At 69.3% G+C, this 24,292-nt stretch carries 21 protein-coding genes; 15 read left to right on the top strand and 6 right to left on the bottom strand.

Translation table 11 applies throughout. The features are described from left to right. Positions 1–30 precede the first annotated feature (30 nt). On the top strand, positions 31–1,689 hold the full coding sequence (locus tag QAA18_RS03005; RefSeq protein WP_279410899.1) for an NAD+ synthase: 1,659 nt from the start codon (positions 31–33) through the stop codon (positions 1,687–1,689). A gap of 88 nt (positions 1,690–1,777) precedes the next feature. Here QAA18_RS03005 and QAA18_RS03000 read toward each other — a convergent pair whose 3' ends face one another. Then, a complete protein-coding gene (locus tag QAA18_RS03000; protein ID WP_279410897.1) occupies positions 1,778–2,629 on the bottom strand; it encodes an outer membrane protein assembly factor BamD in 852 nt (283 codons plus the stop codon). Between the two features lie 86 nt (positions 2,630–2,715). Here QAA18_RS03000 and rluD point away from each other — a divergent pair, with 86 nt between their 5' ends. Then, the gene (rluD, locus tag QAA18_RS02995; RefSeq protein WP_279410895.1) at positions 2,716–3,708 is read left to right on the top strand and encodes a 23S rRNA pseudouridine(1911/1915/1917) synthase RluD; all 993 of its coding nucleotides are present in this window, start codon (positions 2,716–2,718) and stop codon (positions 3,706–3,708) included. Next, positions 3,705–4,397 (top strand): peptidoglycan editing factor PgeF, encoded by a 693-nt coding sequence (pgeF, locus tag QAA18_RS02990; protein WP_279410893.1) that lies wholly within the window; start codon positions 3,705–3,707, stop codon positions 4,395–4,397. The genes rluD and pgeF overlap by 4 nt, the downstream gene beginning before the upstream one ends. On the opposite strand, the gene otsA is transcribed toward pgeF, so the two are convergent. Genes otsA through otsB form a run of 3 tightly spaced genes read right to left on the bottom strand, consistent with a single transcriptional unit; the run spans position 4,370 to position 8,296 of the window. Continuing rightward, on the bottom strand, positions 4,370–5,749 hold the full coding sequence (gene otsA, locus QAA18_RS02985) for an alpha,alpha-trehalose-phosphate synthase (UDP-forming) (RefSeq protein WP_279410891.1): 1,380 nt from the start codon (positions 5,747–5,749) through the stop codon (positions 4,370–4,372). The two genes, pgeF and otsA, sit on opposite strands and share 28 nt — an antisense overlap. Before the next feature lie 10 nt (positions 5,750–5,759). Continuing rightward, positions 5,760–7,535, bottom strand: a complete 1,776-nt coding sequence (locus tag QAA18_RS02980) for a glycoside hydrolase family 15 protein (protein ID WP_279410890.1) — start codon at positions 7,533–7,535, stop codon at positions 5,760–5,762. Beyond that, positions 7,532–8,296 (bottom strand): trehalose-phosphatase, encoded by a 765-nt coding sequence (gene otsB, locus QAA18_RS02975; protein WP_279410888.1) that lies wholly within the window; start codon positions 8,294–8,296, stop codon positions 7,532–7,534. The genes QAA18_RS02980 and otsB overlap by 4 nt, the downstream gene beginning before the upstream one ends. Before the next feature lie 75 nt (positions 8,297–8,371). On the opposite strand from otsB, the gene clpB reads away from it, so the two are divergent. Both clpB and QAA18_RS02965 read left to right on the top strand, forming a co-directional pair. Next, positions 8,372–10,951, top strand: a complete 2,580-nt coding sequence (gene clpB / locus QAA18_RS02970; RefSeq protein ID WP_279410887.1) for an ATP-dependent chaperone ClpB — start codon at positions 8,372–8,374, stop codon at positions 10,949–10,951. Positions 10,952–11,023: 72 nt separating this feature from the next. After that, positions 11,024–11,626 carry a DUF4142 domain-containing protein gene (locus QAA18_RS02965; protein WP_279410885.1) on the top strand — a complete coding sequence of 201 codons (603 nt, stop codon included), beginning with the start codon at positions 11,024–11,026 and terminating at the stop codon, positions 11,624–11,626. Positions 11,627–11,644: 18 nt separating this feature from the next. Here QAA18_RS02965 and ybaL read toward each other — a convergent pair whose 3' ends face one another. Next, on the bottom strand, positions 11,645–13,327 hold the full coding sequence (gene ybaL / locus QAA18_RS02960; RefSeq protein ID WP_279410884.1) for a YbaL family putative K(+) efflux transporter: 1,683 nt from the start codon (positions 13,325–13,327) through the stop codon (positions 11,645–11,647). Positions 13,328–13,379: 52 nt separating this feature from the next. On the opposite strand from ybaL, the gene QAA18_RS02955 reads away from it, so the two are divergent. Continuing rightward, a complete protein-coding gene (locus QAA18_RS02955) occupies positions 13,380–15,233 on the top strand; it encodes an ATP-binding cassette domain-containing protein (protein WP_279410882.1) in 1,854 nt (617 codons plus the stop codon). Beyond that, the gene (locus QAA18_RS02950) at positions 15,230–16,444 is read left to right on the top strand and encodes a cation:proton antiporter (RefSeq protein ID WP_279410880.1); all 1,215 of its coding nucleotides are present in this window, start codon (positions 15,230–15,232) and stop codon (positions 16,442–16,444) included. Before QAA18_RS02955 ends, QAA18_RS02950 begins: the two co-directional genes overlap by 4 nt. On the opposite strand, the gene QAA18_RS02945 is transcribed toward QAA18_RS02950, so the two are convergent. Then, positions 16,395–17,099 carry an SIMPL domain-containing protein gene (locus tag QAA18_RS02945; protein WP_279410879.1) on the bottom strand — a complete coding sequence of 235 codons (705 nt, stop codon included), beginning with the start codon at positions 17,097–17,099 and terminating at the stop codon, positions 16,395–16,397. The two genes, QAA18_RS02950 and QAA18_RS02945, sit on opposite strands and share 50 nt — an antisense overlap. A 69-nt stretch (positions 17,100–17,168) precedes the next feature. On the opposite strand from QAA18_RS02945, the gene QAA18_RS02940 reads away from it, so the two are divergent. The 8 genes from QAA18_RS02940 to QAA18_RS02905 are packed head-to-tail and all read left to right on the top strand — an operon-like array spanning position 17,169 to position 24,244. Continuing rightward, on the top strand, positions 17,169–17,468 hold the full coding sequence (locus QAA18_RS02940; RefSeq protein ID WP_279410878.1) for a zinc ribbon domain-containing protein: 300 nt from the start codon (positions 17,169–17,171) through the stop codon (positions 17,466–17,468). 28 nt (positions 17,469–17,496) lie between these two features. Then, positions 17,497–19,254, top strand: coding sequence for an aspartate--tRNA ligase (gene aspS, locus QAA18_RS02935; RefSeq protein ID WP_279410877.1), 1,758 nt, complete (start codon positions 17,497–17,499; stop codon positions 19,252–19,254). Continuing rightward, positions 19,251–19,790, top strand: a complete 540-nt coding sequence (locus QAA18_RS02930; protein WP_279410876.1) for a GNAT family N-acetyltransferase — start codon at positions 19,251–19,253, stop codon at positions 19,788–19,790. Before aspS ends, QAA18_RS02930 begins: the two co-directional genes overlap by 4 nt. Then, complete coding sequence (locus tag QAA18_RS02925) at positions 19,787–20,437, top strand: alpha/beta fold hydrolase (protein WP_279410874.1); 651 nt, start codon at positions 19,787–19,789, stop codon at positions 20,435–20,437. Before QAA18_RS02930 ends, QAA18_RS02925 begins: the two co-directional genes overlap by 4 nt. Before the next feature lie 35 nt (positions 20,438–20,472). Further along, positions 20,473–21,204: a YebC/PmpR family DNA-binding transcriptional regulator gene (locus QAA18_RS02920; protein WP_279410873.1), complete on the top strand. Its 732-nt coding sequence runs from the start codon at positions 20,473–20,475 to the stop codon at positions 21,202–21,204. A 9-nt stretch (positions 21,205–21,213) separates the two neighbouring features. Next, positions 21,214–21,741 (top strand): crossover junction endodeoxyribonuclease RuvC, encoded by a 528-nt coding sequence (ruvC, locus tag QAA18_RS02915; protein ID WP_279410872.1) that lies wholly within the window; start codon positions 21,214–21,216, stop codon positions 21,739–21,741. Beyond that, complete coding sequence (gene ruvA / locus QAA18_RS02910; protein ID WP_279410871.1) at positions 21,738–22,343, top strand: Holliday junction branch migration protein RuvA; 606 nt, start codon at positions 21,738–21,740, stop codon at positions 22,341–22,343. The genes ruvC and ruvA overlap by 4 nt, the downstream gene beginning before the upstream one ends. Before the next feature lie 11 nt (positions 22,344–22,354). Next, the gene (locus tag QAA18_RS02905) at positions 22,355–24,244 is read left to right on the top strand and encodes a potassium transporter Kup (protein ID WP_279410869.1); all 1,890 of its coding nucleotides are present in this window, start codon (positions 22,355–22,357) and stop codon (positions 24,242–24,244) included. The last annotated feature ends 48 nt before the right edge of the window (positions 24,245–24,292 follow it).

Below are 24,292 nucleotides of genomic sequence, written 5' to 3'. Positions count from 1 at the left end.
TGGTAGCTGCTGGCCGGGTAGACTTCCCCCATGACCCTCCGCATCGCCCTGGCCCAGTTCGATTTCCCGGTCGGCGACGTCGCCGGCAACGCCGACCGCATCATCGCCATGACCCGCGAGGCGCGCGACGAGTTCGGCGCTGGCGTGGTCCTGTTCCCGGAGCTGGCCCTGTGCGGCTATCCGCCCGAGGACCTGTTGCTGCGGCCGTCGTTCCTGTCCGATTGCGAGGCGGCGATGAACCGCATCGCGGCCGCCATCGGCGACGGCGTCGTCGCGGTGGTGGGCTGGCCACAGGCGGCCGGGTCGATCGTCTACAACGCGGCCAGCGTGGTCCGCGGCGGCCGCATCGAACGCACCTGCCGCAAGCGCGAACTTCCCAATTACGCGGTCTTCGACGAGCGCCGCTATTTCGACGTGGATCCCGATGTCGAGCCCTGCGTGTTCGAGGTCGGCGGCGTGCGCGTGGGCGTGGTGATCTGCGAGGACCTGTGGTTCCCCGAACCGCTGGCCGATACCTGCGCCGCCGGCGCGCAACTGGTGCTGGTGCCCAACGCCTCGCCGTTCGAGCACGACAAGCACGCGCGCCGCGACGCGCTGCTGGCGCAGCGCAGTTCCGAGAACCAGGTCGGCGGCGGCGTGGCCCTGGCCTACCTGAACCTGGTCGGCGGACAGGATGCGCTGGTGTTCGATGGTGCCTCGGTGCTGGCCGACGGCGATGGCATCGTGCATCCGGCCGCGGCCGCGTTCACCGACGAGTGGCTGGTCGCCGATTTCGACGCTTCGACGCGGCGGTTCAGCCCGGTGCAGTGGCTGGTCGACGGCGACGAGAGCCGCGATGCGCTGGCGTGGCGCGCGATCGTGCGCGGCACCCGCGACTACTGCCGCAAGAACGGCTTCACGAAGGCCTGGCTCGGTCTGTCGGGCGGCATCGACTCGGCCGTGGTGCTGGCGATCGCGGTCGATGCGCTGGGCGCGGAGAACGTCACCGCGGTGCGCATGCCGTCGCGCTACACCGCCGGCCTGTCCAACGACCTGGCCGACGTGCAGTGCCGATCGCTGGGCGTGCGCCTGCTGACGTTGCCGATCGAGGAGCCGTTCCAGGGCTACCTGGATGCCCTGGCCGACGTGTTCGAAGGCCAGGCGGTCGACACCACCGAGGAGAACCTGCAGTCGCGCACGCGTGGCGCGCTGCTGATGGCCATGTCGAACAAGTTCGGCGGGCTGCTGCTCACCACCGGCAACAAGAGCGAGTACGCGGTCGGCTACGCCACCATCTACGGCGACATGTGCGGCGGCTACGCGCCGCTCAAGGACCTGTACAAGACGGAGGTGTTCGCGGTCGCGCGCTGGCGCAATACGGTTGGTGGCAGCGCTGCCGGGGGCGGCGAGGTGATCCCGTCGGCGGTGATCGCGCGGCCGCCGTCGGCGGAGCTGCGCGCGAACCAGCTGGACCAGGACTCGCTGCCGCCCTACGACGTGCTCGACGCGATCCTGCTGCGCCACGTCGACCAGGAACAATCGGGCGAGGAGATCGTCGCCGCCGGATTCGACGCGGCGACGGTGGAGCGCGTCCTGCGCCTGGTGCGGACCAGCGAATGGAAGCGCCACCAGGCGGCGCCCGGGCCCAAGGTCTCGCGGCGGGCGTTCGGACGCGAGCGCCGCTACCCGATCACCAACGGGTACAAGTAAAAAAGGGGGCGGAGGTAATTAAGTCGTCAGCAATGTCCACGCCAGCGATGGGCCCACGCGACGACTTAATTACCTCCGTCCCCTTTTTTTAGTGGGTGAGCAGCGACTTCTCGCCCGCGAACGGATTGACGCGGCGCAGCTTCCAGGGGAAGTCGGGCCAGTTGCCGCTCAGCCACGGGTGCTGCGGGTCGTTGGCCTCGAGCACCCGGCGGGCATCGGCAGCCAGCTGGGTGTTGCCCAGCTGGGTGTAGGACTCGGCGAGGATCGCGACCGCGTCGTCCTGGTGGATGGACTGCGGATAGGTTTCCAGCATGTAGGCGGCGCGGGATGCCGCCGCCACCCAGGCGCCGCGGCGCATGTAGTACAGCGCGACATCGAGTTCATGGCGCGCGAACATGTTGCGCAGCTCGATCATCCGCTGGCCCGCGTCGGCGGCGTAGCGGCTGTTGGGATAGCGCTCGGTCACGATCTTGAAATCGTTGTACGCCTGCATCGGCGTGGACAGGTCGCGGCGGCTGGCGTCGAGCTTCCACACCCGCTGCAGGAGCACCGCGTCGCGGTTGCTGTTGACCAGCCCGCGCAGGTAATAGAGGTAGGCGATGTTGCGGTGGGTCGGGTAGGTGCGGATGAAACGGTCGATGCTGGAGATCGCTTCCTCGTTGCGGCCCGACTTGAACTGGGCGTAGGCGGTTTCGATCAGCGCCTGCTCGGTGTAGGGGCCGTACGGGTACTGCGCGACGAGCCGCTTGTACACCGTGATCGCCTGCGTCCAGCTGCCTTCGACCATTTCCTCGTGGCCCTTCTCGTAGAGCTGCGCCACCGGCACGCCCTCGTTGGCGTCCGTGTCCTTGAACATGCCCTTGAACCGGGCGCAGCCCGAGGTGGCGAGCACTGCCAGGACCAGCAGGACGAGGAGGGGACGGGAGGAGCGTGGGGTCATCTGGGTGGGATCGAGGCGCCGGGGGCACGAAGGTCGGATAATAGCAGCGGCGCTATCGCGGTGCCGCCATGCAAGGACCACGAGGAATGCCCGAAGTTCGCAATGACGAGCCGTCCGCCCCGCGCGAGGCCCGTGTCCCCGAGGCTGCGGCCGGGCGCCGCTTCGACGCGGTGCTGGCCGAGCTGTTCCCTGAATACTCGCGCTCGCGGCTGGCGGCCTGGATCAAGTCCGGCGACGCCCTGCTCGACGGCGCGCCGGCCCGTCCGCGCGACCTGGTCCGGGGCGGCGAGGCGGTATCCCTGGTGGCCGAAGCCGAGGAGCAGACCCGGGCCGAGCCCGAGGACATTCCGCTCGACGTGCTGTACGAAGACAGCGAGGTGTTCGTGCTGGACAAGCCGGCCGGCCTGGTGGTCCATCCCGGTGCGGGCAATCCGACCGGCACGCTGGTCAACGGCTTGCTCCATCGCGATCCGCGCCTGGCGGCGTTGCCGCGGGCCGGCATCGTCCACCGCCTGGACAAGGACACCTCCGGTGTGATGGTGGTCGCGCGCACGCTGCAGGCGCACACCGCGCTGGTCGCGCAGCTGTCGGCGCGCGAAGTGCACAGGCAGTACCTGGCGGTGGTGGTCGGCGCTCTGGTGTCCGGCGGCACCGCCGACGCGGCGATCGACCGCCATCCGCGCGACCGCATCCGCATGGCCGTGCGCGAGGACGGCAAGGATGCGGTAACCCACTACCGCCTGCGCGAGCGCTTCCACGCGCATACCCTGCTCGAATGCCGGCTGGAGACCGGGCGCACCCACCAGATCCGCGTGCACATGGCGCACCTTCGGCACCCGATCGTCGGCGACCCGCTGTACGGCGGCCCGCTGCGCCTGCCGCGCGGGGCCTCGGACGAACTCGTCGCCGCGCTGCGCGGATTCAAGCGCCAGGCGCTGCACGCTGAAACCCTGGAGTTCGCGCATCCGGCCAGCGGCGAACCGGTGCGGGTGGTGGCGCCGGTACCGGCCGACATGCAGGATTTGCTGCGCGCGCTGCGCGAGGACACGTCGGCCCGTGAGGCGGGCGGACGGCGATGAGCGAACGGCTGCGCGCCCGCGTGCTGCATGCCGACTGGCTGGCGCCGCCGGGCGTGCATGCGCTGGTCACGTTGCGCGAAGGCGAAGGCGACGTCGGGACACTCGAACTGCCATCGGCGCCCGCATGGCTGCAACAGGTGCATGGCACCGCGGTGGTGGTGGAGCCGGGCACGGATGAGCGACCCGAGGCGGACGCGTCCATCACGCGCACGCCGGGGAAAGTGCTCGCGATCCGGACCGCCGATTGCCTGCCGGTGGTGTTCGCCGCGCGCGACGGCAGCGAAGTCGCCGCTGCCCATGCCGGATGGCGCGGCCTGAGCGCCGGCGTGCTGGAAGCCACCATCGCGGCAATGCGCACGACGCCGGAGGACATCGTGGCCTGGATGGGGCCGGCCGCGGGTCCCGGCGCCTACGAGATCGGCGCCGAAGTGCGCGATGCCTTCGTCGCCCGCGATGCCGGCGCCGCCGCGGCGTTCGAGCCGACGAAACCCGGCCATTGGCGCGTGGACCTGTACGCGCTGGCGCGACGTCGCATGCTTGCTGCCGGCATGCGAGCCGAAGCGATCCACGGCGGCGGTCTGTGCACGATTTCCGATCCGTCGAGGTTCCATTCGTACCGGCGCGACAGGGCAACGGAGAGGATGGCGACGCTGGCCTGGCTTCAGGCCGAGGCCAGCGCAGCCAGGTAGTCCTTGCGCCAGCGCGTGATGTCGTGGCTGCGCAGGCGCTCCATCATCGATTGCCAGCGTTCGCGGCGCTCGCCCGGGCGCATGCGCGCGGCCTTGGCGATGGCATCGGCTACGCCGTCCAGGTCGTAGGGATTGACCAGCAGTGCGCCATCGAGTTCGCGCGCCGCGCCGGCGAAAGTCGACAGCACCAGCACGCCGGGATCGTCAGGATCCTGCGAGGCCACGTACTCCTTGGCCACCAGGTTCATGCCGTCGCGCAACGGCGTGACCAGGCCGACCCGGGCCAGGCGGTAGAAGCCGGTCAGGGTCGGGTGGGCGTAGTTGCTGTTGACGTAGCGCATCGGCGTCCAGTCCGGCCGCGCGTGCGCGCCGTTGACGTGCCCGGCCAGCTGCTCGAGCTCGCGGCGCAATTCGCGGTACTCGGCGACATCGCCGCGCGAGACCGGGGCGATCTGCAGGAACGTCAGCTTGCCGTGCTGCTGCGGGTGGCGCTTGAGGAAACGCTCGAAGGCGCGGAAGCGCTCGGGGATGCCCTTGGAATAGTCCAGCCTGTCGACCCCGATCGCCAAGGCGCGGCCGGACAGGCTTTCGCGCAGGTTGCGCACGCTGGGCTTGGAGACGGCCTGCCGGGCCTGCTCGACGATGTGCGGCGTGTCGATGCTGATGGGGAAGGCGCCGGCGCGCAGGCGGCGGCCGCCGGCGGTTTCCAGCACGCCGGGGGAAATGACCCGGCCCCGCCCGTACAGGCGTACGTAGTCCTGGAAGCGCTCGAGGTCGCGCTCGGTCTGGAAGCCCACCAGGTCGTACGACGACAGGCCCTCGAACAGCCGCTCGTGCTGCGGCAGGGCCGCCAGCAGGTCCGAGGACGGCATCGGCACGTGCAGGAAGAAGCCCAGCTTTGCCCGCACGTCGTGTTCGCGCAGGACCGAAGCCAGCGGAATCAGGTGGTAGTCGTGGACCCACACGATGTCGTCGTCGCGCAGCATCGGCGCCAGCTTCTGCGCGAACAGCGCGTTGACCCGGCGGTAGGCGGCGTAGGTCTCGCGGCTGTAGTCCACCAGGTCCATGCGGAAGTGCAGCAGCGGCCACAGCGAACGGTTGGCGAAACCGTTGTAGTAGTCGGCGTGGTCGCGCCGCGACAGGTCGATGGTGGCGTAGTCGATGTCCCCCGCCCGCTGCTTTTGCAGGCGTCCGGAGCGTTGCGGATCGATCTTCCCGCTCCAGCCGAACCACAGGCCGCCCTGGTCCTCGAGCGCGGCCTGCAGCGCCACGGCCAGGCCGCCGGCGCGCGACTCGCCCGGCAGCGCGACACGGTTGGAAACGATGACCAGCCTTCCCTTGGCGTTTCTCATGCGGCGTCCCTCATACGGCGTCCTGCCACGGCCTGCTCAGGGCCATGGCGGCGATGATCAGGCCCACGTGCGAATAGGTCTGCGGGAAGTTGCCCCACAGCTCGCCGCTGTCGAACGCGAGATCCTCGGACAGCAGGCCCAGGTGGTTCCGGCGCGACAGGATCTCGTTGAACATCGCCCGCGCCTCGTCCTTGCGGCCGATGGCGGCCAGCGCGTCGATGTACCAGAAGGTGCAGATGATGAAGCTGGTTTCGGGCGTGCCGAAGTCGTCGGGCGCGATGTAGCGGAACAGGCTGTCGCCGCGCTTGAGTTCGCGGCCGATGGCCTCGACGGTGGCGATGAAACGCGGATCGCGCGCTTCGATGAACCCCAGGTCGGCCAGCAGCAGCAGCGAAGCGTCGAGGCGTTCGCCGCCGTAGGCATCGGCGAAATAGCCCCGCTCCTCGTTCCAGGAGGAGGCGAACACGCGCTCGCGGATGGTGTCGGCGCACTTGCGCCAGTGCGCGCTGCGATCGTCCAGGCCCAGGCGCGTGGCGATCTTCGCCAGCCGGTCGCAGGCCGCCCAGCACATCACCGCCGAATAGGTGTGCACGTGGGTGTGGCCGCGGAATTCCCACAGCCCGGCGTCGGGCCTGTCGTGCAGGGCGACCGCCTGTTCGCCCAGCGGCTGCAGGCGCTCGAACATCGCCAGGTCGCCGCGCTGGCGCAGGCGCTGGTCGAAGAACAGCTGCGCCGAGGCCAGCACCACGCTGCCATAGACGTCGTTCTGCTTCTGCACCCACGCCAGGTTGCCGCGCCGCACCGGGCCCATGCCGCGGTACCCGGCCAGGCTGGGCACTTCGTCCTCGGCCAGTTCGGTCTGGAAATCGATGCCGTAGACCGGTTGCAGCTGCGGCTGCTCGCCGGCGGCGAGGTTGAAGATGTAGCGGATGTAGCCCTCCATGCTGCGGGTCGCGCCGAGGCGGTTGAGCGCGCGTACCACCAGCGCCGCATCGCGCAGCCAGCAGTAGCGGTAGTCCCAGTTGCGCGGGGTGTTCGGCGCTTCGGGGATCGACGTGGTCAGCGCCGCCACGATGCCGCCGGTATCCTCGTACTGGCTCAGCTTGAGCGTGATCGCGCTGCGGATCACCGCGTCCTGCCATTCCAGCGGCAGCGACAGGTAGCGCACCCATTCGAACCAGTAGTCCGAGGTCTGGCGCTGGGCATCGTCGACGAATTCGGACACCGCCCGGGTCAGGGTCTCGTCGGGGCCGAGGACGAAGCACAGCTCGCGGTCGAGCACGAACGGCAGTTCGTCGCGCAGCAGGCGCAATGGCGCATTCGTGGTCAGGCGCAGGGTCATGCCCGACAGCAGGAAGCGCATGTGGTTGCTGCCCCAGGTGTGTTCGGGCACGCGCGCGCCCCAGTCGGCCAGCGGCCGCAAACGCACGCGCACGCGCGGGCTGCCGGTCAGCGGCCGTACGCGCCGCATCAGCATCACCGGGCGGTAGAAGCGTCCGTGCTGGCGCCAGCGCGGCGCGAAGTCGATCTGTTCGACGGTGCCGCCGTGCCTGTCGTGCAGCAGCGTGCGCAGGATCGCGGTGTTTTCAAGATAGTGTTGTTCGGAGTGGCTGAAATCCTCCAGTTCCACCGACCAGTCGCCGCCATCGATCTTCGGCTGCAGCAGGGCGCAGAACGCCGGATCGCCGTCGAAGGCGGGCAGGCAGCTCCAGACCACGCATCCGCGCATGTCGATCAGCGCACCGAAGCTGCCGTTGCCGACCATGCCCAGGTCGAGGTTACTCATGCTTGTCTCCCCATGCCTGACTGTCCTTCTTCGAGCCAGCGCCGTACCGCCTTCGGGCCGGAAAGGCCGAAGTGCGCCGCGCTGGGTTCGCGCGCGCCGACCAGGATGCTGATGCCGTCCTTCGCGTTGACCACGGCGAAGCCGCTCTCGTCGGTGATGTCGTCGCCGGCGAACACCGGCACGCGGCCGCGGAAGGGCGCTTCGCGCATCAGCGCCGCGATCGCAGCGCCCTTGTCGCCGCCGGCGGGGCGCAGCTCGACCACGCTGTGGCCGTGCTGCAGGCGGAATCCCGGCAGGCGCGGCAGCGCCGCCTCGGCGAAGCCGCGCAACACCTCCATGGCGGCCGGCGCGGCGCGCCAGTGCAGGCCCAGCGCTGGCCCCTTGTCCTCGACCACCGCGCCCGGATATTCGGCTGCGATGGCCCTGGCTTCGGCGTGGATCGCGGCCAGGACCGGTGGCGATGCCGGGGCCGCCTGCGACACGGTTCCCGCGCGCCATTCCAGACCGTGCAGGCCCGCAGCCGGCAGGCGCAGGGGGTCGAACAGGGCGTCGAGCGCGGCCAGCGAACGGCCACTGACCAGTGCCAGCGCGCCGTCCAGGCGCTGCGCCAGGCCGTCCAGCGTGGCCCGCAGCCGTGCCGGAACGCTGACCTGGTCGGGATGGGGCGCGAGGTCGAGCAGGCAGCCATCGACATCGAGGAACAGGGCCCAGTCGTCGGCGGGCGCGGGCGGTCGCGCGCGTTTCGGTTCGCGTGGTGCCATCGGGCCATTGTGTCAAAGCGCGCGTCATCGCCGGTTTCACCTTGAAAAGACACCCGGGGACCGCATATCCGCCGCATGCGAATGGACAAGCTCACATCCCGGTTCCAGCAGGCATTGGCCGATGCGCAGTCGCTGGCCGTCGGCCGCGACCACAACCTGATCGAGCCGGCGCACCTGCTGGTGGCGCTGCTCGACCAGCAGGGCGGCGGCACCCGGCCGCTGCTGGCCCAGGCCGGCGTCAACGTGCCGCTGCTGCGCGAGCGCCTCGGCGAGGCCCTGGACAAGCTGCCCAGGGTGACGGGGCAGGAAGGCAGCCTTTCGGTCGGCAACGACCTGGGCCGCCTGCTCAACGTCACCGACAAGCTCGCGCAGCAGCGGGGCGATGCCTTCATCGCCAGCGAACTGTTCCTGCTGGCCGCGGTCGACGACGGTGGCGAGGCCGGGCGCGCGCTCAAGGCCGCCGGCGCCACCAAGCAGAAGCTCGAAGCCGCCATCGACGCAATGCGCGGCGGCGAGAAGGTGCAGGACGAGAACGCCGAGGAGGCGCGCCAGGCGCTGGAGAAGTACACCATCGACCTCACCGAGCGCGCCGAATCCGGCAAGCTCGATCCCGTGGTCGGCCGCGACGAGGAGATCCGCCGCACCATCCAGGTGCTGCAGCGCCGGACCAAGAACAATCCGGTACTGATCGGCGAGCCGGGCGTCGGCAAGACCGCGATCGTGGAAGGCCTGGCCCAGCGCATCGTCAACAACGAAGTGCCCGAAGGCCTGAAGGGCAAGCGCGTGCTGTCGCTGGACATGGGCGCGCTGATCGCCGGCGCCAAGTTCCGGGGCGAGTTCGAGGAGCGGCTGAAGGCGGTGCTCAACGACCTGGCCAAGAACGAAGGCCAGATCATCCTGTTCATCGACGAACTGCACACCATGGTCGGCGCCGGCAAGGCCGAGGGCGCCATGGACGCCGGCAACATGCTCAAGCCCGCCCTCGCGCGCGGCGAGCTGCATTGCATCGGCGCGACCACACTCGACGAGTACCGCAAGTACGTGGAGAAGGACGCGGCGCTGGAACGCCGCTTCCAGAAGGTGTTCGTGGGCGAACCGACGGTGGAGGACACCATCGCGATCCTGCGCGGCCTGAAGGAAAAGTACGCCGTGCACCACGGCGTCGAGATCACCGACCCGGCGATCGTCGCCGCGGCCACGCTGTCCAATCGTTACATCGCCGATCGCCAGTTGCCCGACAAGGCCATCGACCTGATGGACGAGGCGGCCTCGCGCATCCGCATGGAGATCGACTCCAAGCCCGAAGAGATGGATCGCAAGGAGCGCCGACTGATCCAGCTCAAGATCCAGCGCGAGGCGTTGAAAAAGGAGAAGGACGCCGAGTCGAAGAAGCGCCTGGCGGACCTGGAGGCGGAGATCGCCGTCCTCGAGCGCGAGTACAACGACCTGGAGGAAGTGTGGAAGGCCGAGAAGGCGACGCTGCAGGGCGCGACCAGGGTCAAGGAGCAGCTGGAACAGGCGCGGCTCGACCTGGAAGCCGCGCAGCGGCGCCAGGACTATGCGCGCATGAGCGAGATCCAGTACGGGCGCATCCCGGAGCTGGAAAAGCAGCTCGCCGCCGCGCAGGAGGCCGAGAACCGCGGCTTCACCCTGCTGCAGGACCGGGTCACCGCCGAGGAAATCGCCCAGGTCGTCGCGCGCTGGACCGGCATCCCGGTATCGAAGATGCTCGAGGGCGAGCGCGACAAGCTGCTGAAGATGGAAGAGCAGCTCCACGCCCGCGTCGTCGGCCAGGACGAGGCGATCAAGGTCGTGTCCGATGCAGTGCGGCGGTCGCGTGCCGGGCTGTCGGATCCCAACCGCCCCTCGGGCTCGTTCCTGTTCCTCGGCCCGACCGGCGTGGGCAAGACCGAACTGACCAAGGCGCTGGCCGAATTCCTGTTCGACAGCAGCGACGCGATGGTGCGCATCGACATGAGCGAATTCATGGAGAAGCACTCGGTCGCGCGCCTGATCGGCGCGCCGCCGGGCTACGTCGGCTACGAGGAGGGCGGTTACCTGACCGAAGCGGTCCGTCGCCGCCCGTACAGCGTGATCCTGCTCGACGAGGTCGAGAAGGCGCACCCGGACGTGTTCAACATCCTGCTCCAGGTGCTCGACGATGGACGCCTCACCGACGGCCAGGGCCGCACGGTCGATTTCCGCAACACCGTGATCGTGATGACCTCGAACCTGGGCTCGCACCAGATCCAGGAACTTGCCGGCGACGACTCGCCGGAGGCCTACCTGCAGATGAAGTCGGCGGTGATGGGCGTGGTCCAGGCGCATTTCCGCCCGGAGTTCATCAACCGCCTCGACGACATCGTGGTGTTCCACCCGCTGGACAAGGCGCAGATCCGCGAGATCGCGAAGATCCAGCTGCGCGGGCTGGAGAAGCGGCTGGCCGAGCGCGGCATCGCGCTCGAGCTGTCGGATGCGGCGTACGCGCTGCTCGGCAACGCCGGCTTCGATCCGGTCTACGGCGCGCGCCCGCTCAAGCGCGCGATCCAGGCGCAGATCGAGAATCCGCTGGCGCAGAAGATCCTGGCCGGCGAGTTCGGCAACGGCGACACCGTGCACGTCGATGCGGAAGGCGGGCGCATGGTGTTCGGCTGAATGCGGCGCGAGTCACGCGGGCATCATCGTCTCCGCGGCAGATTCCTGTCTTCCACACATGGAGGACGCCACATGAAGACAGGAATGATCTGCCTGGCCGCAACGCTGGCGATGGCTCTGGCGGGCTGCAACCGCGATCGCGCCCCCGCCGCCGCCGACGCGATGTCGACGCCGCCGCCCGCGGACACCGCCGCCGCCGACGCCAACGCCAACGTGCCCGACACCGACATGCCCTCGGCGGATACCGGCCAGCAGGAGGCGCTCGGCCTGCTCGCGGCCGTGGATGAACACGAGATCGCAGCGGCGCAGCAGGCGAAGTCGAAGAACGTCGACGGCGCCGAGCTCGACTACGCGAACATGATGGAATCCGCGCATTCGCAGAACCTGGCCGCCACGCGCGCATTGATGATGGCCGATGCCGCCGAGCCGGCCGCGGTCGCCGACCTCAAGGCCAAGGGACAGGCAGAACTCGACCGCCTGGGCGCCTTGCAGGGCGACGAATACGAGGACGCCTACATCGACGCGATGGTCAACGGTCACCAGGATGCACTGGCCATGCTCGACAGCCGGCTGATTCCCGCCGCGCGCGACGCTGCAGTGCGCCAGCACCTGCAGTCGACCCGCGAGCAGGTCGCGGCGCACCTGGAGCGCGCGCGCGAACTGCAGGCCGACTGACCGCCGGCGTTGTATCGCTCAGGTCCGGCGCGCCGGCCGGTAGGGCGGCGTCGCCATGACCATCTCGGCCAGCGAGTAGGCCAGTTCGCGTTCGGCCAGGACCGCGGCATCGGCGCCGTGCTCGAGCAGGTGCCGCACCTGCAGTTCGCTGTGCGCGCGCGCCAGCACGGTGATCGCCGGGTTGATCGCCTTCAGCCGCTCGATGGTCTCGCCGGCTTCCAGCGCCTGCGGGATCGCGAACACCGCCAGCTTGGCGCGTTCGGGCGCGGCCTCCAGCATCACCCGCTTGTTGGCGACGTTGCCGCGCACGGCGGGCAGGCCGTAGGCGCGCGCCTGTTCGACCAGGTCGGCGTCGTCCTCGATCACCACCACCGGCACGCCGCGCTCGTGCAGCAGGTGCGCGAGCTGGCCGCCGACGCGCCCGTAGCCGACCACGATCGCGTGGTCGGCGATGTCGACCGGCACCACCTCCGGCTCGGGTTCGGCGTTGGCCGCGGCGATCGCGTCCTCGCGTGCCTGCTCCCGCACCTGCCAGCGATCCAGGGCGATGAACAGGATCGGGTTGAGCATGATCGAAATCAGCGCGCCGGCCAGCACCAGGCTGTGCCCGTCCTTGGGGAGGATGCCCAGGCTGAGGCCGAGGCCGGCGATGATGAAGGCGAACTCGCCGATCTGCGCCAGGCTGGTGGAGATGGTCAGCGCGGTCGAACGCGGGTGGCCGAAGGCGCGCACGATCAGGTAGGCCGCGGCCGATTTGCCGACTACGATGATCAGGGTGGTGGCCAGCACCATGAACGGCCGCTCGAGGACGATGTGCGGGTCGAACAGCATGCCGACCGAGACGAAGAACAGCACCGCGAACGCGTCGCGCATCGGCAGCGAGTCCTGCGCCGCCTGGTGGCTGAATTCGGATTCGTTGAGCAGCATGCCGGCGAAGAACGCGCCCAGCGCGAACGACACGCCGAACATCGCCGCCGAACCGAACGCCACGCCCATCGCGATCGCCAGCACCGCCAGGGTGAACAGCTCGCGCGAACCGGTGCCGGCCACGCGCTCGAGCATCCAGGGGATGGCCTTGCGCCCGACGATGAGCATGAACGCGACGAAGGCGGCGACCTTGCCGAAGGTCAGCGCCAGCGCCTTCAGGATCGCGCCGGCGTCCGCGTCGCCGCTGCCCATCGCCCCGGCCAGCGCCGGGATCATCACCAGCGCGACCACGCAGGCCAGGTCCTCGACGATCAGCCAGCCGACCGCGATCTTGCCGCGGCGCGTCTCCAGCAGCCGCCGCTCCTCCATCGCCCGCAACAGCACCACGGTGCTCGCGGTGGCCAGCGAGAAGCCGAACACCAGGCCGGCCACGTGCGACCAGCCCATCAGTTCGGCCATGCCCCAGCCGAGCAGGGTGGCGACGGCGATCTGGGCCACCGCGCCCGGAATCGCGATCGAACGCACCGACATCAGGTCGCGCAGCGAGAAGTGCAGGCCGACGCCGAACATCAGCAGGATCACGCCGATCTCGGCCAGTTGCGGCGCGAGCTCGGCGTCGCCGACGAAGCCCGGGGTGAACGGCCCGGCCACGACGCCCGCCAGCAGGTACCCGACCAGCGGCGAAAGCCGCAGGCGATTGGCCACCGCGCCCAGGACGAAGGCGAGCACGAAGCCGTAGACCAGCATGGCGATCAGCGAGTCGTGGTGCGGCATCCAGGCTCCGGGTAATGGCGCCCAATCATCGCACGGCCGTTACAATGCCGGGATGATTTCCTTCCGCAATTTCGCCCTGCGGCGCGGCGAACGCCTGCTCCTGTCCGAGGTCGACCTGGCCCTGCACGCCGGCTGGCGCGTCGGCGTGGTCGGCCGCAACGGCACCGGCAAGTCGTCGCTGTTCGCGGCGCTGATGGGCGAGATCGAAGCGGACAAGGGCGACCTGGACCTGCCCGGCAAGGCGCGCATCGCCTGGGTGGCGCAGGAGACGCCGTCGCTGCCCGACAGCGCGCTGGATTTCGTGCTGTCCGGCGACAGGGCAGTGCATGCCGCCATCCAGGCCGAGGCCAACGCCTTCGCCAGCGAGGACTGGGAGGCCGTCGCCGAGGCCCACCACCGGCTCGAGGAGCTGGGCGGCTACGACGCCAGCGCGCGTGCCGGCAAGCTCCTGCACGGCCTGGGCTTCCCGGCCGAGACGCACGGCAAGCCGGTCTCCGACTTTTCCGGCGGCTGGCGCGTGCGCCTCAACGTTGCCCGCGCGCTGATGACGCCCAGCGACCTGCTGCTGCTCGATGAGCCGACCAACCACCTCGACCTCGATGCGGTGCTGTGGCTGGAGCAGTGGCTGCTGAAGTACCCCGGCACGTTGCTGGTGATCTCCCACGACCGCGAATTCCTCGACAACATCGCCACCCACACCCTGCACTTGCACGAGGGCAGGGCGAAGCTGTACACCGGCGACTACACTGCGTTCGAACGCCAGCGCGCCGAGCAGTTGCGGCAGCAGCAGATCGCGCACGAGAAGGAACAGGCCGAGCGCGCGCACCTGCAGAGCTTCATCGACCGCTTCAAGGCCAAGGCCAGCAAGGCGAAGCAGGCACAGTCGCGGATGAAGCGGCTGGCCAAGCTCGCCGGCACCGAAGCGGTGCGCGCCGAGCGTTCGTTCCGGATCGAGTTCCCGCAGCCGGCGCGTATGCCCAACAGCCTCGTCCGCCTGGACCACGCCGATTGCGGCTACCCGCCGGTCATCCTCCACGACGTCGAATTCGGCCTGGAAGCCGGCGACCGCATCGGCCTGCTCGGCCCCAACGGCGCGGGCAAGTCCACCCTGGTCAAGACCCTGGTCGGCGAACTGCCGCCGCTGGCGGGCGTGCGCAACGCGCATCCGGACATGCGCATCGGCTACTTCGCCCAGCACACGGTCGAGTCGCTGCTGGCCGGGCATTCGCCGATCGAGCACCTGCGCGAGCTGTCGCCCGACGGCAGCAACCAGGCTTTCCGCGATTTCCTCGGCAAGTGGAACTTCGCCGGCGACCGCGCGTTCGAATCGATCGACAGCTTCTCCGGCGGCGAGAAGGCGCGCCTGGCGCTGGCCCTGATCGCTTGGCGCCAGCCCAACGTGCTGCTGCTGGACGAACCGACCAACCACCTCGACCTGGACATGCGCGAGGCGCTGGCCGAGGCGCTGAGCGACTTCGACGGCGCGATCGTGATGGTGTCGCATGACCGCCACCTGATCGGCCTGGTCTGCGACAAGTTCGTGCGCGTGGCCGGCGGCAAGGTCGAGGCCTTCGACGGCGACCTCGACGAATACGCTGCGTGGCTGCGTTCGCGCCCGGGCAGCGAGGCGGCCAAGGGCGAGAAGGCGAGCAAGGCACCCGCCGCCCCGCCGGCGCCCGCGCCCAGGCCCGCCGCGAAGGTCAATCCGCACAAGCTGGCCAAGGCCGAAGCCGAGGTCGCGACGCTGGAATCGCAGCTCGCCGTTGTCGATGCGCAGCTCGCCGATCCCGTGCTCTATGCCGGCGACGGCGCCCGCGCCGCCGAACTCGCGCGCGAGCAGGCGAAGCTGCGCGAGCGGCTGGAACAGGCCGAAGCCGCGCTGCTCGGGCTGTACGACGCCGCATGAGCCAGCAGCTGGTCTACCTGCTGCTGATCTTCTCCCTGCTGGTGGTGCCGCGCGTGCTGCAGCGGATGAAGATCCCGGCACCCATCACCGCGCTGGCGCTGGGCATCGCCGCCATGCTGGCCTGGGGCGATCGCACCCACGACCCCGTGGTGGTGCTGCTGTCGACGCTGGGCATCTCCTCGTTGTTCCTGTTCGCCGGCCTCGAGGTCGAGATCCAGGCGTTGCGCCGCGGGCTCGGGCGGCTGCTCACCCACCTGGCCATCCGGATCGCCTCGATGCTGCTGGTCGGCTGGCTGGCGTGGCGTTACCTGGAGTTGGGCTGGCAGGCCTCGGCGCTGATCGCGCTTGCCCTGCTGACGCCGTCGACCGGCTTCATCCTCGATACGCTCGAACGCCTCGGCCTGGACGAGGAGGAGCGCTTCTGGGTCACGAGCAAGGCGATCGCCGGCGAACTGCTGGCGCTGGCAGTGCTGTTCGTCGCGCTGCAGGCGGACGACTCCCTGCACTTCGCCGCTGCCAGTGGCGCGATGATCGCGTTGCTGGTCGGCCTGCCGTTGCTGTTCATGGCCCTGGGGCGCTGGGTCGTGCCGCACGCGCCGGGCTCGGAGTTCTCGCTGCTGGTGATGGTCGGCATGGTCGCCGCCTACGTCACCTTCAACCTCGGCGTGTACTACCTGGTGGGCGCCTTCATTGCCGGGCTGGCCGCGCGCCTGTTGCAGGAGCGCATGCCGAAGCTGGCCTCGTTCGAGAATATCCATGCCCTGCGGCTGTTCGCGACCTTCTTCGTGCCGTTCTACTTCTTCCACGCCGGCACGGAAATCTCGCGCGACGCGCTGAGCTGGGATGCCCTGGTGCTCGGCCTGGGCATTACCGCCGTGGTGCTGCCGCTGCGCGTGGCGGTAATCTGGCTGCAACGCCGGATCCTGTTCAAGGAGGACCACAAGAGCGCGATGAACGTGTCGGTGGCGCTGGCCCCGACCCTGGTGTTCACCCTGGTGATCGCCGAAGTGCTGCACAGCCGCTTCGCGATCCCCGGCGCGCTGTTCGGCGGCCTGGTGCTGTACACCACGCTCAACACGATGCTGCCGTCGCTGGTCTTGCGCCAGCCGTTCGACATCGACCCGCTCGACGCGGGCAAGCCATGGCGGCACCCCGAGGACGTCAGTCCCTCAGGAAATACTCCACCGTCGTCACCACCCGGACTTTCTTGACCTGCGGGCTGCCCTGGTCGCGGTCGTTGATGGTGACCACGCCCTGGTTGGCGCTGCGGATGCCGCCCAGGCGCGAGCCGGAATCCTCGGCGAACTGCGCGGCCGATTCGCGCGCGTTGGCGGTGGCCTCGGCGATCAGCGCCGGCTTGATGTCGTTGAGCTTGGTGTAGTCGAACTCCGGCTGGCTGCCCTCGGCGATCATCACGCCGCGGCCTACCAGTTCGCCGCTGCGGCGCAGCGCGGCCAGCGCCTTGGGCACGTCGGAGGTGCGCAGGCTCACGGTGTTGCCGTAGCGGTAGCGTTCGGGCGGGCGGTTGTCGCCGTAGGCCCAGGCCCAGCGGTCCTCCAGGCGCGGCGGCGAGACCACGATCTCGTCCTCCTTGAAGCCGGCGTTGAGGAAGAAGTCGCGGATGGCGGCGGTATTCGCGTCGAGCTGGCGCTGCACGCCGGCCAGGTCGTTGCCGCCGACGGTATGCGGCAGCGGCCATACCACCAGGTCGGCGTCGACGATGCGCTCGGCCGAGCCCTTGACCGTGACGTAGCGGTCCTGGGTCTTGATCGCGACCAGGCCGCGCGAGGCGAACCAGCCGGCACCCAGCACGCCCAGGGCGATCAGCAGGGCGGCGAGGGTGGAGATGGAATGGCGATCGGACATGACGGCTCCTGGGAGGTGGTCTGTACGGGGACGGCTTGATTGTGCCTGCGCAGTCCCCAGAATAGCGGCATGCCGATCTATGCCTTCACCTGCGACGCTTGCGGGCACGCGTTCGACCGCCTGCAGAAGCTTTCCGACCCGGACCCCGAGGCCTGCCCGTCCTGCGGCGCCGCGGCGGTCCGGCGCCAGCTCACCGCGCCCAGCTTCCGCCTGGCCGGCGGCGGCTGGTACGAGACCGACTTCAAGAAGGACGGCGACAGGAAGCGCAACCTGGCCGGGGATGCCGCCAAGCCGGCCACCGAATCGAAGCCCGAGGCCAAGCCCGCGGACGCCAAGCCCGCGGAGGCCAAGGCCAAGCCGGTAGAATGATCGGCTGTTCCCTGCGGCCCCATCGTCCATGCGTACCCATTTCTGCGGCCTGATCGACGAGTCCCTGGTCGGGCAGACCGTCACCCTTTGCGGCTGGGCCGACGTCGCCCGCGACCTGGGTGGCCTGTGCTTCATCGACCTGCGCGATCACGAGGGCATCGTCCAGATCGTGGCCGAGCCGTCCGATGCCGCCGGCAATGCCGCCGTCGTCGCGACCGCGGCCCAGGTGGGCTATGAGGACTGCCTGCGCGTCACCGGCACCGTGCGCCGGCGCGAGAGCGTGAACGCGAAGATCCGCACCGGCCAGGTGGAAGTGGTGGCCACGGCCATCGAGGTGCTGAACAAGGCCGAGCCGCTGCCGTTCCACGCCCATGAGAACGCCGGCGAGGACATCCGCCTCAAGTACCGTTACCTGGACCTGCGCACCCCGGAGATGCAGCGCAAGATGCGCACCCGCATCCGCCTGGTGCAGGCGCTGCGCCGCTGGCTGGATGCGCGCGGTTTCCAGGACATCGAGACGCCGATCCTGACCAAGGCCACGCCGGAAGGCGCGCGCGACTTCCTGGTCCCGGCGCGCATGCATCCGGGCGAGTTCTACGCGCTGCCGCAGTCGCCGCAGCTGTTCAAGCAGATCCTGATGGTGGCCGGCTTCGATCGCTATTACCAGATCGCGCGCTGCTTCCGCGACGAAGCCTTGCGCGCCGACCGCCAGCTCGAGTTCACCCAGCTGGACATGGAGTTCGCCTGGGTCGACGAGAAGATCGTGCAGGACACCACCGAGCAGATGGTGCGCGACGTGTTCGCCGAAGTGATGGACGTCGACCTGGGCGCCTTCCCGCGCATGACCTATGCCGAAGCCATGCGCCGTTACGGTTCCGACAAGCCGGACCTGCGCATCGCGCTGGAGCTGGTGGACGTGGCCGACCTGGTCAGGGACAGCCAGTTCAAGGTGTTCGCCGACTGGGCCGGCGCCGACGGCGGCCGCGTCGCCGCGCTGCGCATTCCCGGCGGCGCCTCGCTGTCGCGCAAGCAGATCGACGAGTACGCCGCGCACGCTGCGAAGTACGGTTCCAAGGGCCTGGCGTACGCGAAGATCGACGAGGCGGGCGCGGTCAACTCGCCGATCGCCAAGTTCTTCGACGAGGCCGGTTTCGCCGCGCTGTTGCAGGCGGTGGGCGCGGGCAACGGCGACATGGTGTTCTTCGGCGCGGGCCCGTACAAGGCGGTCTGCGACTTCATGGGCGCCGTGCGCCTGAAGGCCGGCAAGGACTTCGGCCTGGTCGAAGCGGGCTGGAAGCCGCTGTGGGTCACCGACTTCCCGATGTTCGAATGGGACGACGAGGAGCAGCGCTACGTCGCGTTGCACCACCCGTTCACCGCGCCGGCGGTGGACGACGAGGCCGACCTGCGCGCCAACGCCGCGACCGCGGTCAGCCGCGGCTACGACATGGTGCTCAACGGCAACGAGATCGGCGGCGGCTCGATCCGCATCCACCGCTCGTCGATGCAGAGTGCGGTGTTCGACCTGCTCGGCATCGGCGCCGACGAGGCGCAGGCCAAGTTCGGCTTCCTGCTCGACGCGCTGAAGTACGGCGCGCCGCCGCACGGCGGCATCGCCTTCGGCATCGACCGCATCGCCGCGCTGATGGCCGGCACCGAGTCGATCCGCGACGTCATCGCCTTCCCCAAGACCACGACCGCGCAGTGCCTGATGACCGACGCACCGTCGCCGATTCCGGACAAGCAGCTGGCCGAGGTCCACGTGGCGGTGCGGACTAAGGAATGAGCGGGGCGCTGGCGATCCGGCGTGCGGCATCGCCCGACGCGGCGGTGCTGTCGGCGATCGGGCGCGAGACGTTCATTCACACGTTCGGTCACCTGTACGCGCCGGAAGACCTGGCGGCCTTCCTCGACGAAAGCCATTCGGTCGCGTCGTATGCGGCACTGCTGGACGACCCGCGCTACGGCTTGTGGCTGCTGGAAGAGGCTGGCGAGGGCGCGGGCGCGCGAGTTGTGGGTTTCGCGGTCGCCGGACCGTGCGGCCTGCCGCATGCGGATGTCGCACCCGGGGACGGCGAGCTCAAGCGCCTCTACCTGCTGCCGGAAATCCAGAACGGCGGCTGGGGCGGCAAGCTGTTCGACACCGCCATCGACTGGCTGCAACGCGAGGGCCGGCACCGGATATGGATCAGCGTGTGGTCCGAGAACTTCGGCGCGCAGCGCTTCTATGCGCGCCACGGATTCGGCAAGGTCGCCGAATACGAGTTCCCGGTCGGCCGCCATCGCGACATCGAATTCATGTACCGGCGCGACCCGGAATGACACGGGCCGGCAGCCGCCGGCTGGTCCTGCTGCACGGCCTGTGGATGCACGGCGTGTCCATGTACTGGCTTGCCGCACAACTGCGTGCGCAAGGCTGGGACCCCGAAATCTTCAGCTACCACAGCGTGGTCGACGGCCCCGAACGGACCATCGGGCGGCTGGTCGATGTGTTGGGCGATGGCGGCGAAACAGCCATCGTCGCCCACAGCCTCGGCGGTCTCGTCGCCTTGCAGGCGCTTTGCTTGGCGCCGGCGCTGCCGGTGTCGCGGGTGGTGTGCATCGGCTCGCCGCTCGCCGGGAGCCGTGCGGCGGCAGGCATGGCACGTTGGCCCGGAGCCGCGGGATTGCTCGGGCGCAATGCGCCGCTGCTGCAGACCGGATTCCCGTGCTGGCAGGGCCGGGCCGAAGTCGGGGCGATCGCCGGCCGCGTGCGCGTCGGCCTGGGTGCGCTGTTCGCCGGCTTCGACGGCGAGCACGACGGCACGGTGGCAGTGGCCGAGACCAGGCTCGAGGGTCTGGCCGACCATGCGCTGGTCGATGCCAGCCACAGCGGCCTGCTGTTCTCGCGCGCTGTCGCCGACCACGCCGTGGCATTCCTGCGCGACGGGCGGTTCCAGGCCGGGGCGCCGGGTGCCGGGACGCGCTAGAATCCCGGCCTTTCCAGCACCAGGCACCACGTTCCATGGGTAGAGGACCGTCGATCGAAGGCCGCAAGAACGCCGAGGATGCGCGTCGCGGCAAGATTTTCACCAAGATCATCCGCGAGATCTCGGTTGCCGCCCGCAGCGGTGGCGGCGATCCTGCCGGCAACCCGCGCCTGCGCAGCGCGATCGACAAGGCGCTGTCGTCCAACATGTCCAAGGACGTCATCGAGCGCGCGATCAAGAAGGCGACCGGCGAACTCGAGGGCGTGGACTATGAGGAAATCCGCTACGAGGGCTATGCGCCCGGCGGCATCGCCGTGATCGTGGACTGCCTCACCGACAACCGCGTGCGCACCGTGGCCGACGTGCGCCATGCCTTCGGCAAGTTCGGCGGCAACCTCGGTACCGAGGGCTCGGTGGCCTTCATGTTCCACAAGGTCGGCGTGCTGTCGTACGCGGCCGGGGCGGACGAAGAGAAGATCACCGAAGCCGCGATCGAGGCCGGCGCCGACGACGTGGTCGTGTATCCGGAAGACGGCGCGATCGACGTGATCACCTCGCCCGACGCGTTCGCCGAGGTCAAGGCGGCAATGCAGGCCGCCGGACTGGAGCCGGGCATCGCCGAGATCACCATGCGCGCCGACAACGACACGAAGGCCGAAGGCGAGACCGCCCAGCAGGTGGTCAAGCTGCTGCGCTGGCTCGAGGACATGGACGACGTGCAGGCCGTGCATTCCAACGCCGACCTGCCCGCCGACGCCTGGACGTAGACTGGGACCGTGATCCGCATCCTCGGCATCGATCCAGGCTCCCAGCGCACCGGAATCGGCGTGATCGACGTGGATGCCACGGGGCGCTGCCGCTACGTGCATGCGCAGGCACTGGTGCTGCTCGGCGCCGACGATTTCCCGTCGCGCCTGGGCCTGCTGTGCGACGGGCTGGAAAGCCTGCTCGACGAATGGCAGCCGCAGCAGATCGCGATCGAGACGGTGTTCATGGACAAGTCCGCGACCTCGGCGTTGAAGCTGGGGCACGCGCGCGGCGCCGCGCTGGCCACGGTGGTGCGGCGCAAGCTGCCGGTCAGCGAGTACGCGCCGCGGCTGATCAAGCAGTCGCTGGTGGGACGCGGCGCCGCGGACAAGGCACAGGTGCAGCACATGGTGCGCCTGCTGTTGAACATGGCCGACGCCAGGCTGCAGGCCGACGCCGCCGATGCGCTGGCGGTGGCGTTGACCCACGCGCACATGAGCGCCACCGCCGGGCGTACCGGCGTCAGTACGCAACTGTTGCGGAGGCGCGGCGGATGATCGGCAGGCTGAGGGGAATCCTTGCGCACAAGCAGCCGCCCTGGCTGGTGGTGGACGTCAATGGCGTCGGCTACGAGCTCGAGGCGCCGATGAGCACCTTCTACGACCTGCCCGAGGTCGGTCGCGAGGTCTCGTTGTTCACCCACTACGCGCAGAAGGAAGACAGCGTCGCGCTGTACGGTTTCCTGCGCGAGGGCGAGCGCCGGCTGTTCCGCGACGTGCAGAAGGTCTCCGGCATCGGCGCGAAGATCGCGCTGGCGGTCCTGTCAGGAGCCAGCGTCGACGAGTTCGCGCGGCTGCTGCAGGCCGGCGACATCACCGCGCTCACCCGCATCCCGGGCATCGGCAAGAAGACTGCCGAGCGCATGGTCGTGGAGTTGCGCGATCGTGCGGCCAGCTCTGACTGGGGTGTCCTCGGTGCCGGCGGCGGACCGCTGGCCGGCAACGCCGGCGCGGGCGATCCCCAGTCCGAGGCGACCGTGGCCCTGCAGCAGCTGGGCTACAAGCCCGCCGAGGCCGCGCGCATGGCACGCGATGCCGCAGCCCCTGGCGACGAAGCCGCCGCCATCATCCGCAAGGCGCTACAGTCCGCGCTCCGCTGACGCCCGAGTCCATGTCGACTTCCAAGCACCCACGCAACCAAACCGGGGCCGCCGCCCTGGTGGTCGGCGCCATCGGCGTCGTCTTCGGCGACATCGGCACCAGCCCGCTGTATACGCTGAAGCAGGCGTTCGGCCCGCACTACGGCCTGGTCGCCAACCACGACACCGTGCTGGGCATCCTGTCGCTGGTGTTCTGGGCGCTGACGATGGTGGTCACGGTGAAGTACGTGACCGTGATCATGCGCGCCGACAACGAAGGCGAGGGCGGCATCATGGCGCTGATGTCGCTGGCCCAGCGCAGGCTCAAGCCCGGTTCGCGCTCCGTCTACCTGGTCGGCATCCTCGGCATCTTCGGCGCCTCGCTGTTCTTCGGCGACGGCGTGATCACCCCGGCGATCTCGGTACTGTCGGCGGTCGAGGGCCTGGAAGTGGTCGCGCCACAGTTGCACCACTGGGTGGTGCCGGTCGTGGTCATGGTCCTGCTGGCATTGTTCCTGGCCCAGCGCTACGGCACCGAGAAGGTCGGGCTGGTGTTCGGCCCGGTGATGATCACCTGGTTCCTGGCGCTGGCCGTGCTGGGCGTGGTCAACATCCTGCACGCGCCGGAAGTGCTCAAGGCGATCAACCCGTGGTGGGCGATGCGCTTCTTCGCCGAACACCACTTCGGCGGGATCTTCATCCTCGGCGCCGTGGTCCTGGCGGTGACCGGCGGCGAGGCGCTGTACACCGACATGGGCCATTTCGGCGCCGAACCGATCCGGCGCGGCTGGTACTTCTTCGTCCTGCCGGCGCTGATGCTCAACTACCTGGGGCAGGGCGCGCTGGTGCTCGAGGACCCGACCGCGATCGTCAACCCGTTCTACGTCGGCGTGCCGGCCTGGGCGCGCTGGCCGATGATCTTCCTGGCGACGTGCGCAACCGTGATCGCCTCGCAGGCGGTGATCACCGGCGCGTTCTCGATTTCGCGACAGGCCATGCAGCTGGGCTACATCCCGCGCATGGCGGTCAAGCACACCTCGCGCGAAACCATCGGCCAGATCTACATCCCGGCGGTCAACTGGACGCTGATGGTGCTGGTGATCGGCCTGGTGCTGTCGTTCCAGACCTCGACCGCCCTGGCCACCGCCTACGGCATCTCGGTGTCGGCAACCATGCTCATCGACACCCTGCTGCTGGCCATCGTCGCAGGCGAGCTATGGCCGCGCGCGCGCAACTGGGTGTTCGGCCTGTGCGTGCTGTTCGTCGTCGCCGACATCGGCTTCCTCGTGGCCAACGCGGCCAAGATCCTGGACGGCGGCTGGTTCCCGGTGGTGCTGGGCATCGTCCTGTTCACCCTGATGCGTACCTGGCGCCGTGGCCGGGAACTGCTGTACCAGCAGATCCGCAAGGGCGGCATCCAGCTCGACACCTTCCTGCCGGGCCTGATGCTGGCGCCGCCGGTGCGGGTGCCCGGGACGGCCGTGTTCCTGATCGCGCAGCAGGGCATGGTGCCGCAGGCGCTGCTGCACAACCTCAAGCACAACAAGGTGCTGCACGAGCGCAACGTGTTCCTGACGGTGAAGACCCTCAACGTGCCGTACGCGCCGAAGGGCAGCCGCCTGCAGATCGATCCGATCGGCGACGAGTTCCACCGGGTGACGATCCGCTTCGGCTTCATGGAGACTCCGGACGTGCCGCTGGCGCTGATGCGCTCCTGCGACGAGGGAGGGATCCATTTCGACCCGATGGACACGACCTATTTCGCCAGCCGGGAGAACGTGGTGGCCAGCCGCCGCGGCGGCATGCCGGTCTGGCGCGACAAGCTGTTCGCGGTCATGCACCGCAACGCCGCGCCGGCCACCGGGTTCTTCCACATCCCCGGCAACCGGCTGGTGGAGCTCGGGTCGCAGGTGGAGATCTGAGAAGAGCCGGGAGTGAGGGGAATGAGGGGAATGATGGGAATGGCAGGA

Source organism: Luteimonas sp. 8-5, from assembly GCF_029763755.1.
GTDB lineage: Bacteria > Pseudomonadota > Gammaproteobacteria > Xanthomonadales > Xanthomonadaceae > Cognatiluteimonas.
Note: the sequence above shows the minus strand (reverse complement) of the source record. Positions and strands in the feature narration are given on the sequence as shown.